Here is a 19,227-nt window from a genome sequence, read left to right as displayed (position 1 = left end):
GTGACCTCAAGCTGGGTATTCCACAACAGCTTTGACCCTCAAAAAGGATAACCCCTAAAACTGAATTTGAAGGTTACCCAGATACTCTGGCACTACTGCGTTCCTGTCCCCGTCAGCACCAGAGAAGACGGCGTCAGTTCATTGCTCACAAACTGCAGCGTTCCACTCCGAGTCCCTGTTCCATGAGGTGTGAAGTAGACCTGGACCGTACATGTCCCCCCAGCGACGATCCCACCCTGCGGTTTGCAGTTGCTGATATCAAACGCAAAGTCCGCCGCCGTATCGCTCGTAAAAGAGACACTCGTAACGATGAGAGGGACCTGACCGGTATTTGTTACCGTGACCTGCTTGGTTGCAGTCGTCCCCACCGTCTGCGCCCCAAGGTCGAGCGAGGCGGGGGAAAACGTCGCCACAGGGAAGCCTGCATTCCCGCTCAATGACGAGATGGCCGACAGTTCAGTCGTTGGATCATAGGCGGTAAGGTCCACTTCGAAGCGTCCACCGGACGCAGGTGAGACCGATAGTGTTGCTTGGCACGGCGTCATATGGGCACAGCTTCCGGCATCGAGCGTATAGGTCAGTCCGTTCCCCTGGCGTACGATAGCCGTTACCGTTACGCCCTCGCCATTGGGTGCGTTGATCGTAAACGTGGAGGGAGTTGTTGGTGTGTTCAGAGCGACGTTGCCGACATCGACGCCTTGGGAGACCGTGGGCGCGTTCTCGCTCGTCCCCGCATCCCCATTCAGCGTCACTGACTGAGAGATTCCAGAGATCGCATCGGTGAACTTCAGATTTTCGATCAAGTGTCCAGCGCCTTGGGCAACATCAAACGAGACCCCAAAGGTGCAGCTCTGTCCCACCGACAGGTAGGCCCCCTGTTCGCTTGTGCCAAGTCCACCTTCCGCAGTAGACGCTACCTGGATGGAGTTGTTCAAACTGCATCCCGAAGACGCTATTCCGAAATGGACAGGATAGGTGGTCGAGATCTCTCGATAGAGCAATAACGGAGCCGCTCCCACATTGGTCAATGTAACGGTTCCAATGTAGCCAGGCACAATCTGGTCAGGGAAATCGTTCTCGGTGATCGTGAAAGCAGCGTCATCGCCACCACTCCCTCCAACGCCGTATGCTTTGAAAACTCCTGTGGTCGGGGTCGTTGTGATAATCGCCGTCCGTAAACCTGCGGCAGTTGGGGAGAATGTAAGAGACGTAGTGCAAGGGAACCTCCAGTCCGGTGATGAGCAGGATGACCCGAGAAAGTCTGAGGCATTCAGCACCGGGAGAGGAGCGATCGTAAAGTAAGTGGAACTGCCGTTATTGATTGGTTGAGTGAAGCCAGCGTACGAATTACCTCCAATCGATACCGATCCAAATCCGATATAGCCTGGGGTGCTGCCGGCTTGATCCGGAGGAACCGAGATCGGCAGGGTATACGGCGTCGAGGATGAAGTTGCAGACACCATAACATCCCCGGCAGTCCCATCCACTGGAATCTGGCACGTCGCATGCGCCGCCAGCACCGTTCCGCAGTTGTTATCCGCGTAGTTGATCTTCACGATCGAAACCGGCGTATCTCCGTCGTTCTCAAGCGTCGCCGTCTGAGGAACACCGACCTGACTGAAGAAGAGACCGCCAGCAGGAGACAGCGTCAAAGGACCTCCTGTTGGTGCAAGCCCTCTGCCACTCAGAGCTACTGCCTGCGTAAAGACCATGGTCGAAGAAGGTTGACCCGCAGGACGACTCTGGAACAGCAGCGTTTCAGTCCTGGTGCCGTCAGCCTTTGGTGAAAACTGCACACTGGTCCTGCAGCTGGCGCCAGGTCGCAGGCCAGTGCATGCAACGGAAGAGCTAGCATAGGAGAAGTCTTCATGAAAATCCACCTGTCCCTGCTCATCCAGAAGCTGCGCGGTCACATCCACTGCTATCGATCCCACGTTCGTGATGGTCAGGCCCTTTGAATCGGTGGTAAAACCGACAGTCTTATCCGGGAATGTAAGTGACGTGGAAGAAAACGCCAGCGGCAGCGGTGTCGATGCCGACCCTGTCCCATGAAGCGTGACGGTGGTTCCATCGGGAAGCTGCATCGTGCCATCCTGAAGCCCCACCGACACAGGCCGGAACAGAACACCGATTGAGCAGCTGTTACCCGGATTCAGATTGTTGGGGCCGCTGTTGCAGGTCACCGGTCCCGCGGCATACATCCCATTGTTCGGCCCGATAAAGGTCACACCGATTCCTGTTGAAACGATCCCATTGTTCTTCGCCGTAATCGTCTGTACCCCGGAGGTTGTTCCGGCTGGTGTATCCGGGAAGGTGATTTCGCGCGAAGAGACTTCAAGGACAGGAACTGCCCCCGTTCCCTGCACCGTAAAGGTGGTACTTAAATGCTGAGGATGAGAGGCGTCGGTATCCGTGATCTGGAATGCAGTCGTTCGCAGGCCAGCGGCGGAGGGCTTGAAAACAATGTTGATAGAGCAGAAATACTTCGGCGGGTTGCTTTGATCGCACGCCTGCAAAGAAGCCGTGAAGTCCCCGCTCGCATTGCCTCCCGTCGAGGGACCGATAGCGATCTGATTAAAATTCAGAGGGACGTACCAGCCTGCTTGGGTATTCACAGTAACCGGCCCTATATCCACCAGGGTCGGTGAGAAGTTGAGTCCCGCTGGCGCTCCGGTCAGGGTGTAGCTCTTCACTGCGGTCACACCAGAGATCGGATCCTTCACCTGGAGAGACGCCGTCTGCTCTCCCACCTGCGAAGGATTGAATTGAAGATACACTTCGCAGTACTGGCCTGAGCCAAGAGAAGCCGAGCAACCGGTCTGAGGGAGTAGACTGAACGCGCTAAGGTCCGTCGGAGGCAAGAGGCTAAATTCCGGCGTTATGCTTGTTGTCCCGTTGTTGTAGATCGCAAAGTAGATTGAAGTATTAGTGCCCACCATCCCGGACGGAATCATAGACACAGGCAGGATAGCGAGAGATGGCCCGGTGGCCTGCCCTACTCCAGAGAGTGCTTTGTTTCCAGAAGAAGTTACGAACGTTGCCGTGCGCGCACCAATACCGCTAGGCTGAAAGGAAACAATACACTGGAGCGCAGTCGTCGTACAGTCCATCATGAAATCGGAAGCATTGGGCCCCGTGAGCGTTCCCGTGCTCGGCCCCCCGAAGCTCTTCGATAGACTTTTGACTCCAACCGCCCAGCTCCCAAAATCGAGGGGTCTGGCATCGAACGGATTGCTAACCGTTTCGCCGAGTGCTAATTGTTCTGTCTTCACATCGGCTCCTGCATGCGCCTCAAGCGTCAGGAAATCCGGGAGGCCGTTCTGCTGATACATCTGAACTAAGATCGTGCAGCTTGCGGAAGGCGCGATCGGAGCTTGCGTGCAAGTATCACTCTCACTCCATCCCGTTCCATCGGGAGTCGGTTGCGTAGACACGAACTTGTAGTGTGGCGTAATCGTCAGGCCGAATGCCTCAGTTCCAGTATTGGTGACTGTCAAAGTTTTCGGAGTTCCGAGCTTGTCGAAGTTGATCGTATCGGGTGTATAGGAGAAGTTCAGTGCTCCCGGCGTAGCCTCCACTCCCTTGCCGCTCAACGCTACATGGATCAGCCCATTCTGCGCATCGCTGACAATCTGAAGGTCCGCCGTCTTCTGTCCCACACTCGCCGGAGCGAATGTCACCGACATCGTGCAGCTCGCGCCTGCGGCCAGTGCCGTGGTCGTGCTGCAGGGCGAGGTGCCTCCATTCAGATCCAGGGTGAACTCGGTCGTATTCGCTCCTCCCAGAACCGGCTGCGATAGATGCGCCACCGAGGTTCCGTTGTTCGTCACCGTCAGTACGGCCGCGGAGCTCTGTTCAAGATACGTATCCGGGAACGACGAAGGGCTCAGCGCAACCGCCAGCCCCGAAGGAAATGTCGTCGGCAGGGCGAAGCTCGGCGGAACCGTAGTTAGCATCGGCTGAAACGGAGGCGTCGCCGTTGCCGACGCCAGCGGATAGAGATTCTGCACTCCCTGCGCCGGATTGTTCGCCAGCACTAGCGCCGCGCTCAGCGTATCGATCGGAGCATTGCCTCCCACAGGCGTCGTCTCATGAAAGAGCGTGCCGCAGTTCGAGCCGTCTCCCGCCGTTCCGCCCGTCGAATCTATACAGCTCGCAAGAATGTCGGCCAGCGTATTGATCTCTGCGATCGGCAACGTGGCATCGTCAGGAGCATTCGCACCCGGCATCGTTCCCGTTGCCGGATTCGCCAGTACAGCCGCTAATTTGAAAGCCGCAGCCAGCGCCGCCTGATCGTTGGTGCCCGCGCCGATCGCGGTCGAGCCCCGCATATAGGGCGCTAGCGACCACACCGCTGCGACCGTCGTTACCTCGTTGATCGTCACGTTCGTCGTAGGCGTCAGGTTCCCGCACTCGCCCAGCACCGTCATCATGCTGATCTGAGGATTCGGAGCTCCTGCCGTCGTTCCCGGGTCTCCTCCCGTTGCCACGATGTACACCAGCGCATCCGCCGACGGACATGTATACGCGCCAGCAAGATCGAACTTGCCCTCGGAGTCAGTCACCAGCGGAGCCGCCAACAATGGAGTCACTGCGGACCCCGTGCCCGTCGTCCCCACCGCATACATCTGAACCGAGGCTCCACTCACCGGAACGACCCCACCCTGCACCAGCCCATATTTCACCGCAGGAGGGGTGCCTCCGTTCGGAGGATTACCACCATTAGTCGGCGTCCCACCATTTGTCGGATTGCCACCGTCGGTCGGAGTCCCACCGTTCGTAGGTGTACCCCCATTGGTCGGGCTGCCGCCGTCCGTCGGAGTACCGCCGTTGGTTGGAGTGCCACCATTGGTCGGAGTACCTCCGTTCGTCGGAGTGCCGCCGTTGGTCGGACTGCCACCATTGGTTGGAGTACCTCCGTTCGTCGGAGTGCCGCCGTTGGTCGGACTGCCACCATTGGTTGGAGTACCTCCGTTCGTTGGGGTGCCGCCATTGGTCGGCGTACCGCCGTTCGAGGGTGGAGGTACCATCTGCGAAGTCGTTGTCGTCTTCGAGCCACCACCCGAGCAGCTCACCAAAACACACATCAACGAAGAAAACGAAGCAACGCGCAGCAACTCCATAGCTCGACGCATCGGAAGTCTCCACCCAGACTTGTAACTTGAGCCACCAGAATAACTAAAGCCGATAACGTCCCGACATGTAGATTCTGTAAATGAAGATCCCTGCCGTGGAAACTATCGTGGGATTGACTTCTTCCGGAGACATCCCTCAGGATCTCTCTCCACCAGTAGGCACGTAACCATACCGGAACGGGTTTGCTTACCTTGCACCTTATAAATCCTCATTTAGTCTGGCTCGGCCATGCGGTAGCGGACTATCACCAGATTTGCGATGTTCGCGGCGATATACTGTACCTGTGAGCAAGACGTTTTATATCGAAACCTTCGGCTGCCAGATGAACGCCCATGACTCTGAAAAAGTCATCGGTACGCTGGAGCACGAGGGCTATATCCAGGTCTCCGATGAGGCAGAAGCCGGCCTGATCCTCTACAACACCTGCTCCATCCGCGATAAAGCCGAACAGAAGGTCTTTCATCGCCTCAACGAGTACAAGCGTATGCAGGGCGAAGGCAAGCAGTTTGGCGTTCTCGGTTGTGTGGCCCAGCAGGAGGGCGAGCGCATCTTCGAGCGTGCTCCCTATGTCTCGCTCGTGGCCGGGTCCGCATCCTATCGTAATCTTCCGCAAATGATCGCCCGCCTCGAAGCCGGCGAGAACCGCATCACTGGCCTTGACGACCGCCAGACCGACCAGACCTTCGATACCGAATTCACGGCACGCTCCAATCCTCACCGCGGCTATATCACCATCATTGAGGGATGCGACAAGTTCTGCGCCTACTGTGTCGTCCCTTATACCCGGGGCAAGGAGCGCTCCCGCACCTCCGCCTCTGTGCTTGTCGAGGCGCGCCGCATGGCCGATCAAGGGTTTACCGACATTCAACTGCTCGGGCAGAACGTGAACTCCTGGCGTGATCCGTCCGGTCGCCTCTCCTTTGCTGAGCTCCTGACCGCCGTTGGCAACATCTCCGGAATCCGCCGCGTCCGTTTCACGACCTCGCATCCCCGTGACTTCACCCGTGACATCGTGGAAGCCATCGACGCAACTCCCACGCTGTGCGACCACATTCATCTCCCGGTGCAGTCCGGCTCATCAGCCATGCTTCGTGCGATGTCCCGCGAGTACACGCGTGATTGGTACCTGGAGCGTATGAGCTGGATCCACGCCGCTAAACGCGATATCAGCATCACCAGCGACATGATCGTAGGCTTTCCCGGCGAGACGGACGCTGACTTCGAGCAGACCATCACCTTGCTGGGAGCCGTGCGCTACGACGCTGTCTTCGCCTTTAAGTTTTCGCCGCGCCCCAATACGCCGGCGGTCGGAATGCCAGATACTATCTCCGACGAGCTCAAGACCGAACGTCTCCGGATTCTAAACGACCGCCAGCGCGAGATTCAGCGTGAGCACTATGCCCGCCATCTCGGTCAGACCGTTGAAGTGATGATCGAAAGTCATAATCCGGCACGAGGACAGATCGTAGGCCGCTCTACCCAGAACAAGACGGTCAACTTCACCCTCGAGCCTGGCGTTCCGGATCCGCCTATTGGAAGCTATCTTCCTATCCATATCACTCGTACGATGCCCAACTGCCTTATTGGCGAAGCAATCGCAGGTTCCATCCCTTCTCAGACCACCGCGAAGGCACAACCGTTCGTCGTATTGAATTGATATGAGCACCCAGGCCCCCCAATCTCCCGTGCACGCCCCCGACGAGGTCGAGATGCAGATTCGCGGCCTCATGATGGATCCCGTTACTAACATGCCGATCATCGTCCTCAAAGACATCGCGAGCGACACGGTGCTTCCCATCTGGGTAGGGATCTTTGAAGCCAATGCCATCGCTCTCGAACTCGAAAAGACAGCCACGCCACGTCCCATGACCCACGACCTGATGCGGAATATGGCGCGCAATCTGAATGCCGAGGTTCGCAAGGTCGTCGTCTCTGAGCTTCGCGACGATACCTTCTACGCCGTCATCTGGCTGGAACAGGCAGGGGAGACTGTCGCCATGGATGCCCGTCCGTCCGACGCGATCGCCCTTGCTCTTCGTTGGGATTGCCCCATCTATGTCAATCGTGATGTGCTAGAAAACTCTCGTCAGGCGGCTACGGGGACCCAGTCCATCAACGCGGACGAGATGCGCCGCTGGCTCGAAAATCTGAACGATGACGAGATGGGACGCTATAAGATGTAATTCACTTCCGGCAGCATAACCGTAAGGATCAATCAATCTTGAGTCTTCTCCGAAATTTGAAGGGCACCGCATTCTCCGGCGTCAATGTAATTGAGCGTGTAGCCGGTGGCCGCGCCTCTGTTGGCCGGGACCAGCTGCATAAGATTGAGAACTTCATCATCCTTCAACATGCCAGTGCGCTTGGGACCGCGATTCATTCGACACCGCTGTTTTCTGCGCTGAAGCAAGCTGTGCCCGGGGCAAACATCGCCGTCATCGCGAGCGGATTTTCTCTCGACGTCCTGCGGCACAATCCCAACGTCGATACATTGATCGCGACTCCTAGTCCATTGAAAGATCTGAAGGCCTCGGCGCAATCGCTTCGGCAGCAGTTTCCATTTCGCGGCGCAACACCCTTCGCTACACTCGCGCCTACAGGGAATGAGCGTACCCGGATGATCTTCCAGGCAGTCCTCGGTGGCGCATCCACCAGGGTCGGCTTCACCGTCAAGCCTGAGCTCTTTCGCGTACCCCTGGCCTTCGATAACACCAGGAGTCAGATTGCGAACAATCTGCGAATTGTCGAAGCTCTCGGACATAAAGCTACCCACTTTGAACCCAGAATCTTCTTCAGCGAGCAGGAACTTGCTGGTGCGCGAGAGCTCCTCACCGCCTGTGGGGTAGAGCCTGGGCAGCCAATAGCCGTCTTCGTAACGCAGACTAGCGTCACCCAGCGAAAGAGCTGGCGTCCGGAACGCTTCCGAGAGACGGCCGTCTTCCTTAAAGAACGCTATGGCGCGCATATTCTCTTTGTTGGAACGGCCTCAGAATCGCCGGCGATCGATGAGCTGCGAAGCGTCCTCTCCTTTGCGACAACAAACATCGCGGGTAAGACAAACCTGCCGCAACTGGCTGCATTGATGAGTCTCTGCACGATCGGTGTGACCCTCGATACCGGGCCTCTCCACGTTGGACGTGCTGCCGGACTTCCCATGGTCATCATCGCGCCGGCCTGGTCCCCCCCCATCGAATGGCTGCCGGTAGACAATGACAGGTTCCGTATCTTCAAGAATGCGGATATGCCAACCGCTACTCCGGATTACATCATCGACGAAGTAAGCGTTGCAGAGGTGACCGGTGCTCTCGAAGAGCTTCTATCTCGCGGTCGTCGCTAACGCTTGCTGAGTTCTTCCAGGAAGGTAAAGAACTCTGGAAACGAGATTGCAGCCGACTCTGCGCCGTGGATCACGTTCTCGCTCGACGCCCGCAGTGCGGCGATCGCAAACGCCATCGCGATCCGGTGATCGCTGCCTGAGTCGATCTCTGCTCCATGGAGCTGCTGATTTCCGGGGATGCTAAGGCCATCCTCGAACTCCGTCAACTCCGCTCCCATGGCTTTCAGATTCTTTGCCACCAGGGCGATGCGGTCGGATTCCTTGATGCGCAACTCCTTTGCATCGCGAATGACAATTCCATCCCGCGTGTAAGGCGCAATCGCAGCGAGCACTGGAAGCTCATCGATCAGTTGTGCTGAAAGCGCTCCGGTAATCTCGGCTCCTTTCAGGCCATCGGAAGAGCGATTCACCTGAATGGTTCCAATCATCTCCCCGTTATGCTCTTCGACCATAAGAACCTTGATCTTGCCGCCAAGCGTCGTAATCACATCCAGCAGCGCGGCTCGTGTAGGATTCATCCCCAGCGAATCGAGCACGAGGTTCGAGTCGGGGAAGAGCAGGGCAGCGCAGAGAAAGAATGCGGCCGAAGAAATATCTCCCGGAACCGTCGCTTCGATAGCCTTCAATTTCTGGCCGCCTGCGATGCTGAGTCGTTCGCCGTTCCGCGTAAGGCTTGCTCCGAAGGCCTTCAAGGCGTGCTCGGAGTGATCGCGCGTGCGAACCGCCTCCGAAAGACTTGTTATTCCCTCCGCTTGCAAACCTGCAAAGAGCACGGCCGTCTTCACCTGAGCCGAAGGAATCGGTGTCTCAAAATTGATGGCCTTCAGGGGTCCGCCATGGATCGTCATCGGCGCGTGACCCTCCACCAGGTCGATCCGTGCTCCCATTGCTGACAGAGGTTTGCGAATGCGCTCCATGGGACGCATTGTCAGGGAATGATCGCCGATCATCGTGAAGGTGTGGGGATGCGGCGCGATAAGTCCTGCAAGCATACGCATCGTGCTGCCAGAGTTGCCGCAGTCAAGCTCGGTCTGGGGCTGCTGAAACGCGCCCGCAACTCCTGTCACCTCAATCTTCGTGCCGTCCTTGGTAACTTTTGCTCCTAGGGATTCCATGCAGCTCAACGTTGAATGCGGATCAGCGCCCGTCGAAAAATTCGTGAGCCGGGTCGTTCCCTCGGCTAGGCCGGCCAGCATGGCATAACGATGAGAGATGGACTTGTCGCCGGGAACGGTAACGGACCCCTGAAAACTGCGGGCCGGGCGAACAACCTGTGTCGTGGAAGCATTCGGCGGAATAATCGTAGAGGACATTACTTTTATCCTAACCTTTCTTTTGCCGGCGTTGATACACTGCCTGTCGGTGTTCGATAGAACTCCATGGGCCCGATCGAAGCGCGACCAGGAGCAAAAATCATGAAAAGCAAATGCCTCGTTTTCTGCCTGTTAGGAATTCTCCCCACCGCGCTGCATGCCGATTTCAGCTACACCGAGACGACCCAGATTACGGGCGGCGCCCTGGTCGGAATGATGAAGATGGCGGGCACCTTCAGCAAGCAGGCTCGTCAGGCAGGAGAGCCCATCACCTCCACGGTAAGCATCAAGGGCAATCGCATGGTCCGTTCGAACTCGATGCGGACCGAGATCGTCGATCTCGATAACGAAACGATCACGACCATCGATCACGCCCGGAAGCAATACACCACCATGACCTTCGAGCAGATGAGGCAGCAGATTGATGCCGCAATCAAAAAGGGAAAGGAACAGCAGAACTCCCAGACGGAGCCTTCTGCCTCCAACACCGATCTCTCCTTTCAGGTGAAGGTCCGCAACACGGGAGCGACCAAAGATGTTGCAGGGATGAGCACGAGCGAGGCGATTCTGAGCATGGCAATGGATGCGACGGATAAGAAATCCGGAGAAAAGGGGTCGCTGGCAATCACCAACGACATGTGGCTCGCTCCCGAGATTCCTGGCTACGAAGAAGTCCGGGAGTTTCAGCAGCGTTTCGCAGCCAAACTAGGAACCGTCTTCAGTGAATCCATCAACCCCGCCATGCTCGCCTCGCAACCAGGCGCTGGCAAAGCGATGGCCGACATGGCGAAGGAGATGTCAAAACTGAAGGGAATTCCCGTGTTGCAGGTGATGCGCATGGGGACGACGGCAAATGGAGATCCTCTTCCCGCCGCCTCCGAAGCTCCGCTTCCTCCCTCCAATTCGCCGGAGATGCCCAGCGCGGGCCAGGTCGCGAAGGACTCCGCGACATCGGCGATCACGAGCAGCCTTGGTCTCGGGGGATTTGGGGGATTCGGCCGCAAGAAGAAGGCAGCGGATCCCGCTCCCGCTGCCGATGCTCCGGCAACGCAGGGGCCGGCTGTGCTGGTGGAATCGAATACCCAGATGAGCGGTTTTTCGCAGGCTGCTGTGGATGCATCGCACTTTGCAATTCCGGCGGACTACAAGCAGGTTCAACCGAAGATCGCGGATCAATAGCTGCTACAGCGCGCGCAGTACAACCAGCGTCTCGTCGTCGAAGTGTTCGGTTCCGGACTGGAAGTCGGAGACTGCTTTCAGGATGGCCTCGATCATGGAGGCTGCAGTCGGTTGGCGTTGGGTTTTAAGCACCTTTACCAGCCGCTCCGTGCCGAACATGTCACCCTTCGCATTTTCAGCGTCGGGGATTCCGTCGGAGAAGAAGACGAGCAGATCGCCTGTACGGGTTGAGAGGGTGAACTCCTCGTATTCGACATCGGGAAACAGGCCTAGCGGGAAGCCTTCTGCCTTAATGGTCTTCACATCCACGGAGGTTCTGGAGCCGCTTGACGTCAACGAGACAAACAGCGGCTGCACAGAACCAGCATTGGCAACCTGGATGGTCTGGTTGGAGTCGTCCCAGATTGCGACCAGCATGGTCACATACTGCGAATCGAGCCTGCGCTCCTGAAGCTGGTCATTCAGCGCAGAAAGCAACGCTGCCGGCGAAAGATGTTGCGCCGCGAGCGAGCGCAGGATGCCGCTCACCAGCGCAGCATACAAGGCTGCCGGAGCGGCCTTTCCACTGACATCGCCGATGGCGAGCGCCACCCGGCCAGGACCGTAGTCGAGAAAGTCATAGACATCGCCGCCGATCGAGCGTGCTGCATTGAACTCGGCGGCGAATTCGGCACGCTCCAGCTTCGGGGGCTGCGGCGGCATCAGGCGCAGCTGAACCTGCCGGGCCATCTCGAGATCGCGCTCCATGCGCTGTTCTTCTTCGTGAATGCGCTGGTAGAGCCTCGCATTGGCGATCGAGATGGCGACCTGCGCCGCAAGCGTGGAGAGGGTCCTCTGGTGATCCTCGTTGTAATAGTTGACACGCGTGTGCTCAAGATCGATGACTCCGATGATCTGTCCTTTGTAGATCAAGGGGACAGCAAGTTCGGAGCGAGTCTCCGGGTTCACCGCGAGGTATCGCGGCTCCTTGCGAACGTCGGGAGCGAGAATCGATTCGCGCTGCTGCGCCGCTGATCCGATGATGCCTTCGCCCAGCCCGACTGTGCGGTCTCGGGTGATGCGCTCACCGTAGCGGGACGAGAATCGATGCTCGAACTGCTGGTTGCGTTCGTTCCACAGCAGGATGGTGAACATCTGGTAATCGATGACCCGCTTGAGCAGCTGGCCGATTCGTTCCAGCAGATCGTCCAGATCGAGGATGCTGGTGATCTCGCGGGAGATCTCATTGAGGACTGCCAGCGTCTGCGCCTGCCGGGAGACCCGTGTATAGAGGCGGGCATTTTCTACCGCGATGGCCACGCGCGACGCGACCAGCTCGAGCAGCCTCTGATGCTCCGCGGTAAAGAAGCAGGGAATCTCGGATTCGATATCGAAGACGCCGATGACGCGATTCTTCACGATCAGCGGAACTGCCAGTTCGGAGCGGACGTTCGGGTTCGCCTCGATGTAATGTTCTTCTTTGGTTACGTCGTCAACTCTCAGGCTCCTGCGCTGCAGGGCAGCCTGGCCCACGATGCCGCGCCCCATTTTGAGGCGGGTGCGCTCGACCTCGGGGGTATGGCCGATCTGGAAGCGCATCCAGAGCTCCTGGGTGCGATCGTTGATCAGCAGGATGGCGAAGATTCGGTAGTCGATGACGGCCCGGACCAGATCCGAGACCCGGTGCATCAGGGTATTGAGGTCGAGCGTAGTATTGAGCGCATCGGCCAGGGTATGCAGGAACTCGACCTGGTGTACGGGGTCGACGCGGATGTTCGGGGCCTGTGGGGCCTCGTCGGTGCGCGGCCGGTAGTCCCCCTCGAAGCTATGCTCGGGTTCGACCTCCGGGTCTGGCGCGGCGGGGGAGGTTCCGCGTCGTGGTTTGTTGGCCGTAGACATAGGAAGAGCCGATGATACTACTGACGTGCCGGTTGGGGCCTTTGTTTTCTTATCGTGCAGTGACTCTCTGTGTTCGCTACCTCAGTACGATGCCGGTGAAGCAGCGGTGGCAAGGTTGTGGCCGGAGAGTTCATGAACGATTTTAACGCTGGCGCTGGCTCCGATGCGCGAGGCTCCAGCGTGAAGCATCGTGGAGGCGTCGGCAAGAGATCGGATGCCCCCCGAGGCCTTGACTCCGGCGCGTGAGCCAGCGACACCGCGGAGAAGGGCGATATCGTCGGCGGTGGCTCCTCCCGTGGAGAAGCCGGTTGAGGTTTTGAGGAAGTCGGCTCCTGCGGAGAGCGCAAGCTCGGAGGCGCGGAGTTTCTCCTCAAAGGTCAGCAGGCAGGTTTCGAGAATCACCTTCACGATCGCCCCGCTGCCATGGGCGAGATCGACGACGCCGCGGATATCCTGTTTGAGGGCCTCGTAGTCGGCAGTCGTCGCGCTTTTGAGCAGGCCGATGTTCAGGACCATGTCGACATCGTGGGCCCCCTGCTTCAGGACGCGGGCGGTCTCATCGCGTTTGGAGGCCGAGAGGGTCGCTCCCAGAGGAAATCCGATGACGACTCCGACCGGCACGCCGGTTCCCTGGAGTGCGGAGGCGGCGAGCTGAACCCAGGTGGGGTTGACCATCGCACAGGCGAAGCGGTGTTCGGCGGCCTCGTGGCAGAGCTGGAGGACCTGCGTCCGGGTCGCGTCGGGTTTGAGCAGGGTGTGGTCGAGGACGGCGGCCAGATTTTGGGGGGAGGAGAGAGCCTGAGCGGCGAAGGTGATGGGATCGAACGTCTGGATTTCAGGGTGAGACGGGCTGCTCATGGTTCTCCTTACGGGCCGATTTGGCGGCGCGGGTCTGTTTCTACCACAGGATGGATAAGTCTGGCTAAAAAGAAGGGGTACCCCTCCTACCAGTTTTGTGTCAAAGTCTTGGAAACAAGTAGCTTAGCCCGGTACTCGCATCGCAAAGTATTCAAAAGGCGTAACTTGCACGTAAAGTATTGGAAGAACATCATTTATAGACGTGCCGAAGGCCCCGAAGATGCTCGGGGCCTCTTCCTTTATTATAACAACCTCTCGTAGCAATTCGGCATCAGATATACCTCTCGTTTTCAATGGTTTGAGCACCGCTAGGGCTTGACAGCTTTTCGACGGTCGTGAAGCTACCTGCGCCCTCAAAGGGATGTTCAACCTGCTGGGTCGCGCGGTTCCAGGCAAGCTTCAGATCGGTCCTGATGAAGTCATAGAGCTGGGAGGCCTGACCTGCTTCCGAGGCGCGAAGGACCGCAGAGGGGTGTACGGTCGCGATGGTGTTTTCGGAGTACCGGGTAGGGAAGAACCGGCCGCGATCCCGCATCAGGGCAAAGGTGCTGCCGAGAACGGCACGGGCGGCGCTGGCTCCCAGGCACAGAATCGCCCGCGGCTTTACGGCGTCGATTTCGGCTTCAAGCCAGGGACGACAGGCGTTGATCTCGGACCGGGCGGGATTTTTATGAAGGCGCAGCTTTCCGCGCTGCACGAACTTGAAATGCTTGACCGCGTTGGTCATGTAGATAGCGTCCGGAGAGATGCCGAGTTCATCAAGGGCGCGGCGAAGGACCTCCCCGGCCGGGCCGACGAAGGGCTTGCCCTGAAGATCTTCCTGATCGCCCGGCTGCTCCCCCACGAGCATGAGCGCGGCGGTAGAGGGGCCGCATCCGGGAACTACCTGGGTGGCGTGACGGTAGAGATCGCATCCTTTGCATAGGTTCAGCGCCTGACGAAGGACCGGGAGCGTGCGTTCCGAGGGAATGAAAGGCGAGGCGCTGGGGGTTGCGTTCTGGGTCGCGACCATGGATTCGACGCGAGCTCCTGCCTTGGTGACCAAGGCAGAGAGAAGGTCGACTTCAGGAAGCGTGCTCCAGTACTTCACCGGCATGTGCGAGCGCATCAGCGAGGGATTGAGCCGAGCCGGGTTGAAGATGCTGGAGTAATACGACTTCCACAGATCTTCCAGCTCATCATGACGGGGAGCCTGATCGCGGTCGGCACCGGGACCGAAGCTGGCGTGTCGAGTCGAGGGATCCCACGAGACCGAGTTGTCGGGGGTGAGGATGGTCCAGCGCATGACCGCAAAGCGTTCGCTGAAGAAGGGAGCTGCGAGGGCGAGGATGCGATGCGCGGGTTTATGCCAGGCGATGAAGTGTTCGCCCTGGAAATCTTCGATTCGCCGGAAACGGACGAAGGCATGCATCTTGTGAAGATCGTGCCGAACCTGACGAACGAGCGACCTGAGCTGAGCCACATCGGGGTCGATGTCGAGGTGAAGCAGATTTGTTTCCGTCTGCAGGCGCCACAACAGCCGATAGAGAAGGTTCCAGCGATCCGGGTCGCGATGGTGGGCGGCAATCAACGCATCGTCGAGAAAAGACTTTGGAGCGTGCGGCTTTGCCTGCGACAGAGTCGCGCTTCGACGTTCGCCGCTGGGAAGGAGATGCAGGGATCGCGGTGCGGTGAAGAGGTCGTCCTGAAAGTCGATCTCGGGAGGGGGCATGGAGGAGAGGAGTGCCTCGCGGGCAAACTCGCGCCAGCTTTCAAAGCCGGAGTCCTCCGGAGACTTGAGCTCGATGATGAAAGAGGTGGAAGAAAACATAGGTCACAGTTGCCCATGGAGGGTGGAGGCGACCGTCAGAGAATCGCCGGGCGCGAGGTTTAGAGAAAGTTGTTCCGCAGGAACTGGGGCGGCTGCTGGTAAAGGCGAATGCGGCAGAGAGTCGGCCGTGATGATCCACGGAGAGGTGTTCTTCAGGCTGATGCGGAGCCGCCGCAGGTCGTCAAGGATGAGCCTGTGATAGCGACGGATGTTAAGGATCCGATCCACATTCCTATACCCGAGGCCGGGCACGCGAAGGAGTATCTCGCGCGGGGCAGCGTTGACGTCGACCGGAAAAGCCTCGCGGTGCCGATTTGCCCACTGTGTCTTGGGATCGGCCTTCAGATCGAGATGGGGATCGTCGGGGGTGGTGATCTCATTGGCATCGAAGCCGTAGTGGCGGATGAGCCAGTCGGCCTGGTAGAGACGATGCTCGCGAACCAGGGGTGTCGCAGCGAGGGGGAGGCGGAGATCCGCCTTGGGGTAGGGACTGAAGCCGGTGTAGTAGATGCGCCGAAGGGCAAAGCGTCGGTAGAGAGTGTCTGCACGCTGGATGATGTCGCGGTCGGTCGAATTCGTGGCTCCCACCACCATCTGGGTCGACTGGCCCGCTGGAGCGAACTTCGGGGTCGAGCGAATGTGACGGCGGTCCTCGTCGAGCTCGTTCTTGCGGGTATGGATCTGCCCCATGGTGCCTTCGATAACAGACGATTTTTTCTCGGGGGCGAGTTGAACGAGATCCTGCTGGGTGGGGAGCTCGATGTTGGCCGACATGCGGTCCGCATAGAGACCCGCGGTTTCGATCAACGTGGAAGCGCACCCGGGAATGGCTTTGAGATGGATGTAACCGCCGAAGTTGTGGGTGATCCGTAGGGAGCGCGCTACGTGGATGAGCTGCTCCATGGTGTAGTCGGGCGACTGAATGATTCCGGAGGAGAGAAAGAGTCCTTCGATGTAGTTGCGCTTATAGAAATCGAGGGTGAGGTTAACGACCTCTTCGGGCGTGAAGCGGGCGCGGCGAATGTCGGAGGAGGAGCGGTTGACGCAGAAGACGCAGTCGTAGGTGCAGAAGTTGGTGAGGAGAATCTTGAGGAGCGAGACGCAGCGACCATCGGGAGTGTAGGAGTGGCAGATGCCATTGCCATCGGTATGGCCGACACCTTTTCCATTGCCGGCGCGTTTGGCTCCCGAGGAGGCGCAGGAGGCGTCGTACTTCGCCGCATCCGCCAGAATTTCGAGTTTTTGTTGGGTATTCACCGGATCAGTCTTCCGGCAATCAGTATAGCGAATAAAAAGCGAAAGTAGTTGGTGTCTCCCTGTGGAAGACGCTTCGCTCCGATTTAGCTCCAGTCACATCAGATATTTATGCAGACGAAGAGAGAACTTAAGCTTTCGGTACTGGATCAATCTCCGGTGGCGGAAGGAACCGCGCCGGCGCAGGCCTTGCAGAATTCGATTGCATTGGCGCGGAGGGTGGATGAGCTTGGCTACCGGCGTTTCTGGATGTCGGAGCACCATGCGATGGACCTGCTGGCGTGTACGGCTCCTGAGATCATGCTGGCGCGGATTGGAGCGGAGACAAGTCGGATCCGGATTGGATCGGGCGGGATCATGCTGCCGCATTACACGCCACTGAAGGTGGCGGAGGTCTTTCGGACGCTCTATGGGCTCTATCCGGAGCGGGTGGATCTGGGGATCGGGCGTGCACCGGGCGGCGGACCGATGGAGTCCCTGGCGCTGAGGCGGAGCCGAAAGACGGCGATGGAGGATGACTTTCCGGAACAGGTAACGGAGCTGTTGGCCTTTCTCGAAGACGATTTTCCGACTGGACATCCGTTCGGCAAGGTGAAGGCGATGCCGGCACCGGTTCCGGAAGAGAAGTACGTGGGACCAGCGGTATGGATGCTGGGGTCGAGTATGTGGAGCTCGGCCGCGGCGGTGGAGTTTGGGCTGCCGTATTCGTTTGCGCACTTCTTTTCGCCGGTGAAGACTAGAGATGCGACCGAGGCGTACCTGCGGAATTTCCGGAGCGGCCCACGTCGTGAGAAGCCGGAGGCGACGGTGGCGGTCGGCGTGATCTGCGCGGAGAGCCAGGAAGAGGCCGAGTTTCTGGCTTCGAGCGTGAAGCTGCTGCAGCAGAGGATTCGCCTGGGTGAGCGAAAGCCTGTGGCTGCTCCTGAAGACGCTCTGCGCGAGTTGAGGATGAGGGGCGAGATTCCGCTGGAAGAAGGGGAGTGGCCGCGCTATTTCGTGGGGACCCCGACGGTGGTGCGAGAGAGGCTGGAGCAGATGGCCGGGGAGCTGGGTATCGGGGAGGTGATTGTGAATACGATTGTGTGGGACCAGGAGAAGCGTCTGAGGAGCTATGAGATGCTGGCGAAGGAGTTTGGCCTGGTTTGAAAAGAGCTCTCCTGAAAGAGATGATTTGCAATCTGAAAAACTGAAACGACAGATTGAGGAGACCCCCATGAAGCTGTTCTGGATTTTAGGATTGAGTGCTGCGTTGACGTCCGTCGGGGCTGCGCAGGAGAAGGCGGTCAATCCGACGGTGAAGTTTGAGAATTCGCCCGCTTTGGCCGCCCCGGCAGGCTACAGTTACGCGGCTGTGGTGAGTGGAGGGAAGATGGTTTTTCTTTCCGGACAGGTGGGCTTAAACAAACAGGGCGAGATGATAGGGAAGGGTGATTTCCATGCGCAGGCCGCGCAGGTCTTTGCCAATCTGAAGCAGGCGCTGGCCGCGGCTGGAGCGACTCCGAAGGACATTGTGAAGCTGAACTATTATGTCGTGGGTCTGAACCATGACAAGCTGGTTGTGCTGCGGGATGTGCGTGACCAGTACGTCGATAAGGAGCATCCTCCTGCGAGCACGCTGGCCGGAGTACAGGCTCTGTTTCGTGACGACGCAATGCTGGAGATCGATGCGGTGGCAGTGATTCCGCAGTAGTCAGACGAGCGCTTCAAGTATTAAGACGGGAGCCTCTTCGCGATACTCTGCGAGAGGCTCCCGTCCTAACGTTGCTTTTTAAATCCGTTCATTCTGCAGAACAGGCTTATTTCGATTTGCCATTGACGTCGACGTTGTGGCTTTGTGCGATCTGCTGGATCATTTCGAGATGCTGTGAGATCACTCCTGCGCCCTGTTGTGCGACCTGCTTGACGTTCGGATCCTGCGTTACCTGAGCCGCATCTTTGAAATCCTTCATGTCCTGTTTGTGGTCCTTGACCATCGCCTGGATGTAGGCTTCATCGAACTGCGGACCTGAGAGCGCTTCGAGCTTCGCCATCAGCTGCTTGTCTTTCTTTGAAGGTCCTTTGGGTTCTTTGACACCCAACTGCTGTGCGATCGGCTTGATCTGATCGCCAAGCTGGGTATGGTCCTGCACCATCTTCTGCCCAAACTGCTTCACGTCTTCGCTCTGGGACTTCTGCTGCGCAAGCTGCCCCAGCTGTACCTCGGCCGCGCCGCCTTCGAGCGCCTTCCTGACGAAGGCCTGATCGACCATGGACTGTTGGCTCGACGAACCTGCATTCGGATCCATCGCACCCGGACTCGGAGCACCGGGCTGCTGGCTGGGCATACCGGACTGCCCTCCGCCCCCGCCGGGCTGGGATTGCGCGACGGCCATGGCGCTCGCCAGAAGCGTGGAGGCGGAGCACAACAGAATTCGGTTGAATCTTCTCTTCGACATCATTGAATATTCCCTCCTTTCATTCGA

Annotated in this window: 13 protein-coding genes; 6 read left to right on the top strand and 7 right to left on the bottom strand. The window is 58.4% G+C overall.

Annotation, left to right across the window (positions count from 1 at the left end; translation table 11 throughout):
- Window positions 1-92: 92 nt before the first annotated feature.
- Window positions 93-5,135, bottom strand: a complete 5,043-nt coding sequence (locus AC5S26_RS13105; RefSeq protein WP_494185341.1) for a choice-of-anchor D domain-containing protein — start codon at window positions 5,133-5,135, stop codon at window positions 93-95.
- Between the two features lie 284 nt (window positions 5,136-5,419).
- Here AC5S26_RS13105 and miaB point away from each other — a divergent pair, with 284 nt between their 5' ends.
- From miaB to AC5S26_RS13090, 3 genes are read left to right on the top strand one after another with little or no spacing between them, the layout of a single operon-like run.
- Window positions 5,420-6,793, top strand: coding sequence for a tRNA (N6-isopentenyl adenosine(37)-C2)-methylthiotransferase MiaB (gene miaB / locus AC5S26_RS13100; RefSeq protein ID WP_494185340.1), 1,374 nt, complete (start codon window positions 5,420-5,422; stop codon window positions 6,791-6,793).
- 1 nt (window position 6,794) lies between these two features.
- Window positions 6,795-7,319, top strand: a complete 525-nt coding sequence (locus AC5S26_RS13095) for a bifunctional nuclease family protein (RefSeq protein ID WP_494185339.1) — start codon at window positions 6,795-6,797, stop codon at window positions 7,317-7,319.
- A gap of 38 nt (window positions 7,320-7,357) precedes the next feature.
- The gene (locus AC5S26_RS13090) at window positions 7,358-8,473 is read left to right on the top strand and encodes a glycosyltransferase family 9 protein (RefSeq protein WP_494185338.1); all 1,116 of its coding nucleotides are present in this window, start codon (window positions 7,358-7,360) and stop codon (window positions 8,471-8,473) included.
- Here the strand turns inward: AC5S26_RS13090 and aroA are convergent.
- Window positions 8,470-9,786: a 3-phosphoshikimate 1-carboxyvinyltransferase gene (aroA, locus tag AC5S26_RS13085; protein ID WP_494185337.1), complete on the bottom strand. Its 1,317-nt coding sequence runs from the start codon at window positions 9,784-9,786 to the stop codon at window positions 8,470-8,472. The two genes, AC5S26_RS13090 and aroA, sit on opposite strands and share 4 nt — an antisense overlap.
- A 102-nt stretch (window positions 9,787-9,888) precedes the next feature.
- On the opposite strand from aroA, the gene AC5S26_RS13080 reads away from it, so the two are divergent.
- On the top strand, window positions 9,889-10,965 hold the full coding sequence (locus tag AC5S26_RS13080; protein ID WP_494185336.1) for a hypothetical protein: 1,077 nt from the start codon (window positions 9,889-9,891) through the stop codon (window positions 10,963-10,965).
- Between the two features lie 3 nt (window positions 10,966-10,968).
- Here the strand turns inward: AC5S26_RS13080 and AC5S26_RS13075 are convergent, their stop codons facing one another.
- The 4 genes from AC5S26_RS13075 to AC5S26_RS13060 form a co-directional block, all read right to left on the bottom strand.
- Entirely contained in the window at window positions 10,969-12,843 is a 1,875-nt protein-coding gene (locus tag AC5S26_RS13075; RefSeq protein ID WP_494185335.1) for a SpoIIE family protein phosphatase, read from the bottom strand.
- A gap of 81 nt (window positions 12,844-12,924) precedes the next feature.
- Window positions 12,925-13,701 carry a deoxyribose-phosphate aldolase gene (deoC, locus tag AC5S26_RS13070; protein ID WP_494185334.1) on the bottom strand — a complete coding sequence of 259 codons (777 nt, stop codon included), beginning with the start codon at window positions 13,699-13,701 and terminating at the stop codon, window positions 12,925-12,927.
- 271 nt (window positions 13,702-13,972) lie between these two features.
- Window positions 13,973-15,511 carry a UdgX family uracil-DNA binding protein gene (locus AC5S26_RS13065; protein WP_494185333.1) on the bottom strand — a complete coding sequence of 513 codons (1,539 nt, stop codon included), beginning with the start codon at window positions 15,509-15,511 and terminating at the stop codon, window positions 13,973-13,975.
- Between the two features lie 3 nt (window positions 15,512-15,514).
- Window positions 15,515-16,768: a putative DNA modification/repair radical SAM protein gene (locus tag AC5S26_RS13060; protein ID WP_494185332.1), complete on the bottom strand. Its 1,254-nt coding sequence runs from the start codon at window positions 16,766-16,768 to the stop codon at window positions 15,515-15,517.
- Window positions 16,769-16,876: 108 nt separating this feature from the next.
- Here AC5S26_RS13060 and AC5S26_RS13055 point away from each other — a divergent pair, with 108 nt between their 5' ends.
- Both AC5S26_RS13055 and AC5S26_RS13050 read left to right on the top strand, forming a co-directional pair.
- On the top strand, window positions 16,877-17,911 hold the full coding sequence (locus AC5S26_RS13055; protein WP_494185331.1) for an LLM class flavin-dependent oxidoreductase: 1,035 nt from the start codon (window positions 16,877-16,879) through the stop codon (window positions 17,909-17,911).
- A gap of 67 nt (window positions 17,912-17,978) precedes the next feature.
- Complete coding sequence (locus tag AC5S26_RS13050) at window positions 17,979-18,455, top strand: RidA family protein (RefSeq protein WP_494185330.1); 477 nt, start codon at window positions 17,979-17,981, stop codon at window positions 18,453-18,455.
- A gap of 106 nt (window positions 18,456-18,561) precedes the next feature.
- Here AC5S26_RS13050 and AC5S26_RS13045 read toward each other — a convergent pair whose 3' ends face one another.
- Window positions 18,562-19,203: a DUF4142 domain-containing protein gene (locus AC5S26_RS13045; protein WP_494185329.1), complete on the bottom strand. Its 642-nt coding sequence runs from the start codon at window positions 19,201-19,203 to the stop codon at window positions 18,562-18,564.
- Between the last annotated feature and the right edge of the window lie 24 nt (window positions 19,204-19,227).

This window comes from Edaphobacter sp. FHG110511_03, from assembly GCF_059115365.1.
Note: the sequence above shows the minus strand (reverse complement) of the source record. Positions and strands in the feature narration are given on the sequence as shown.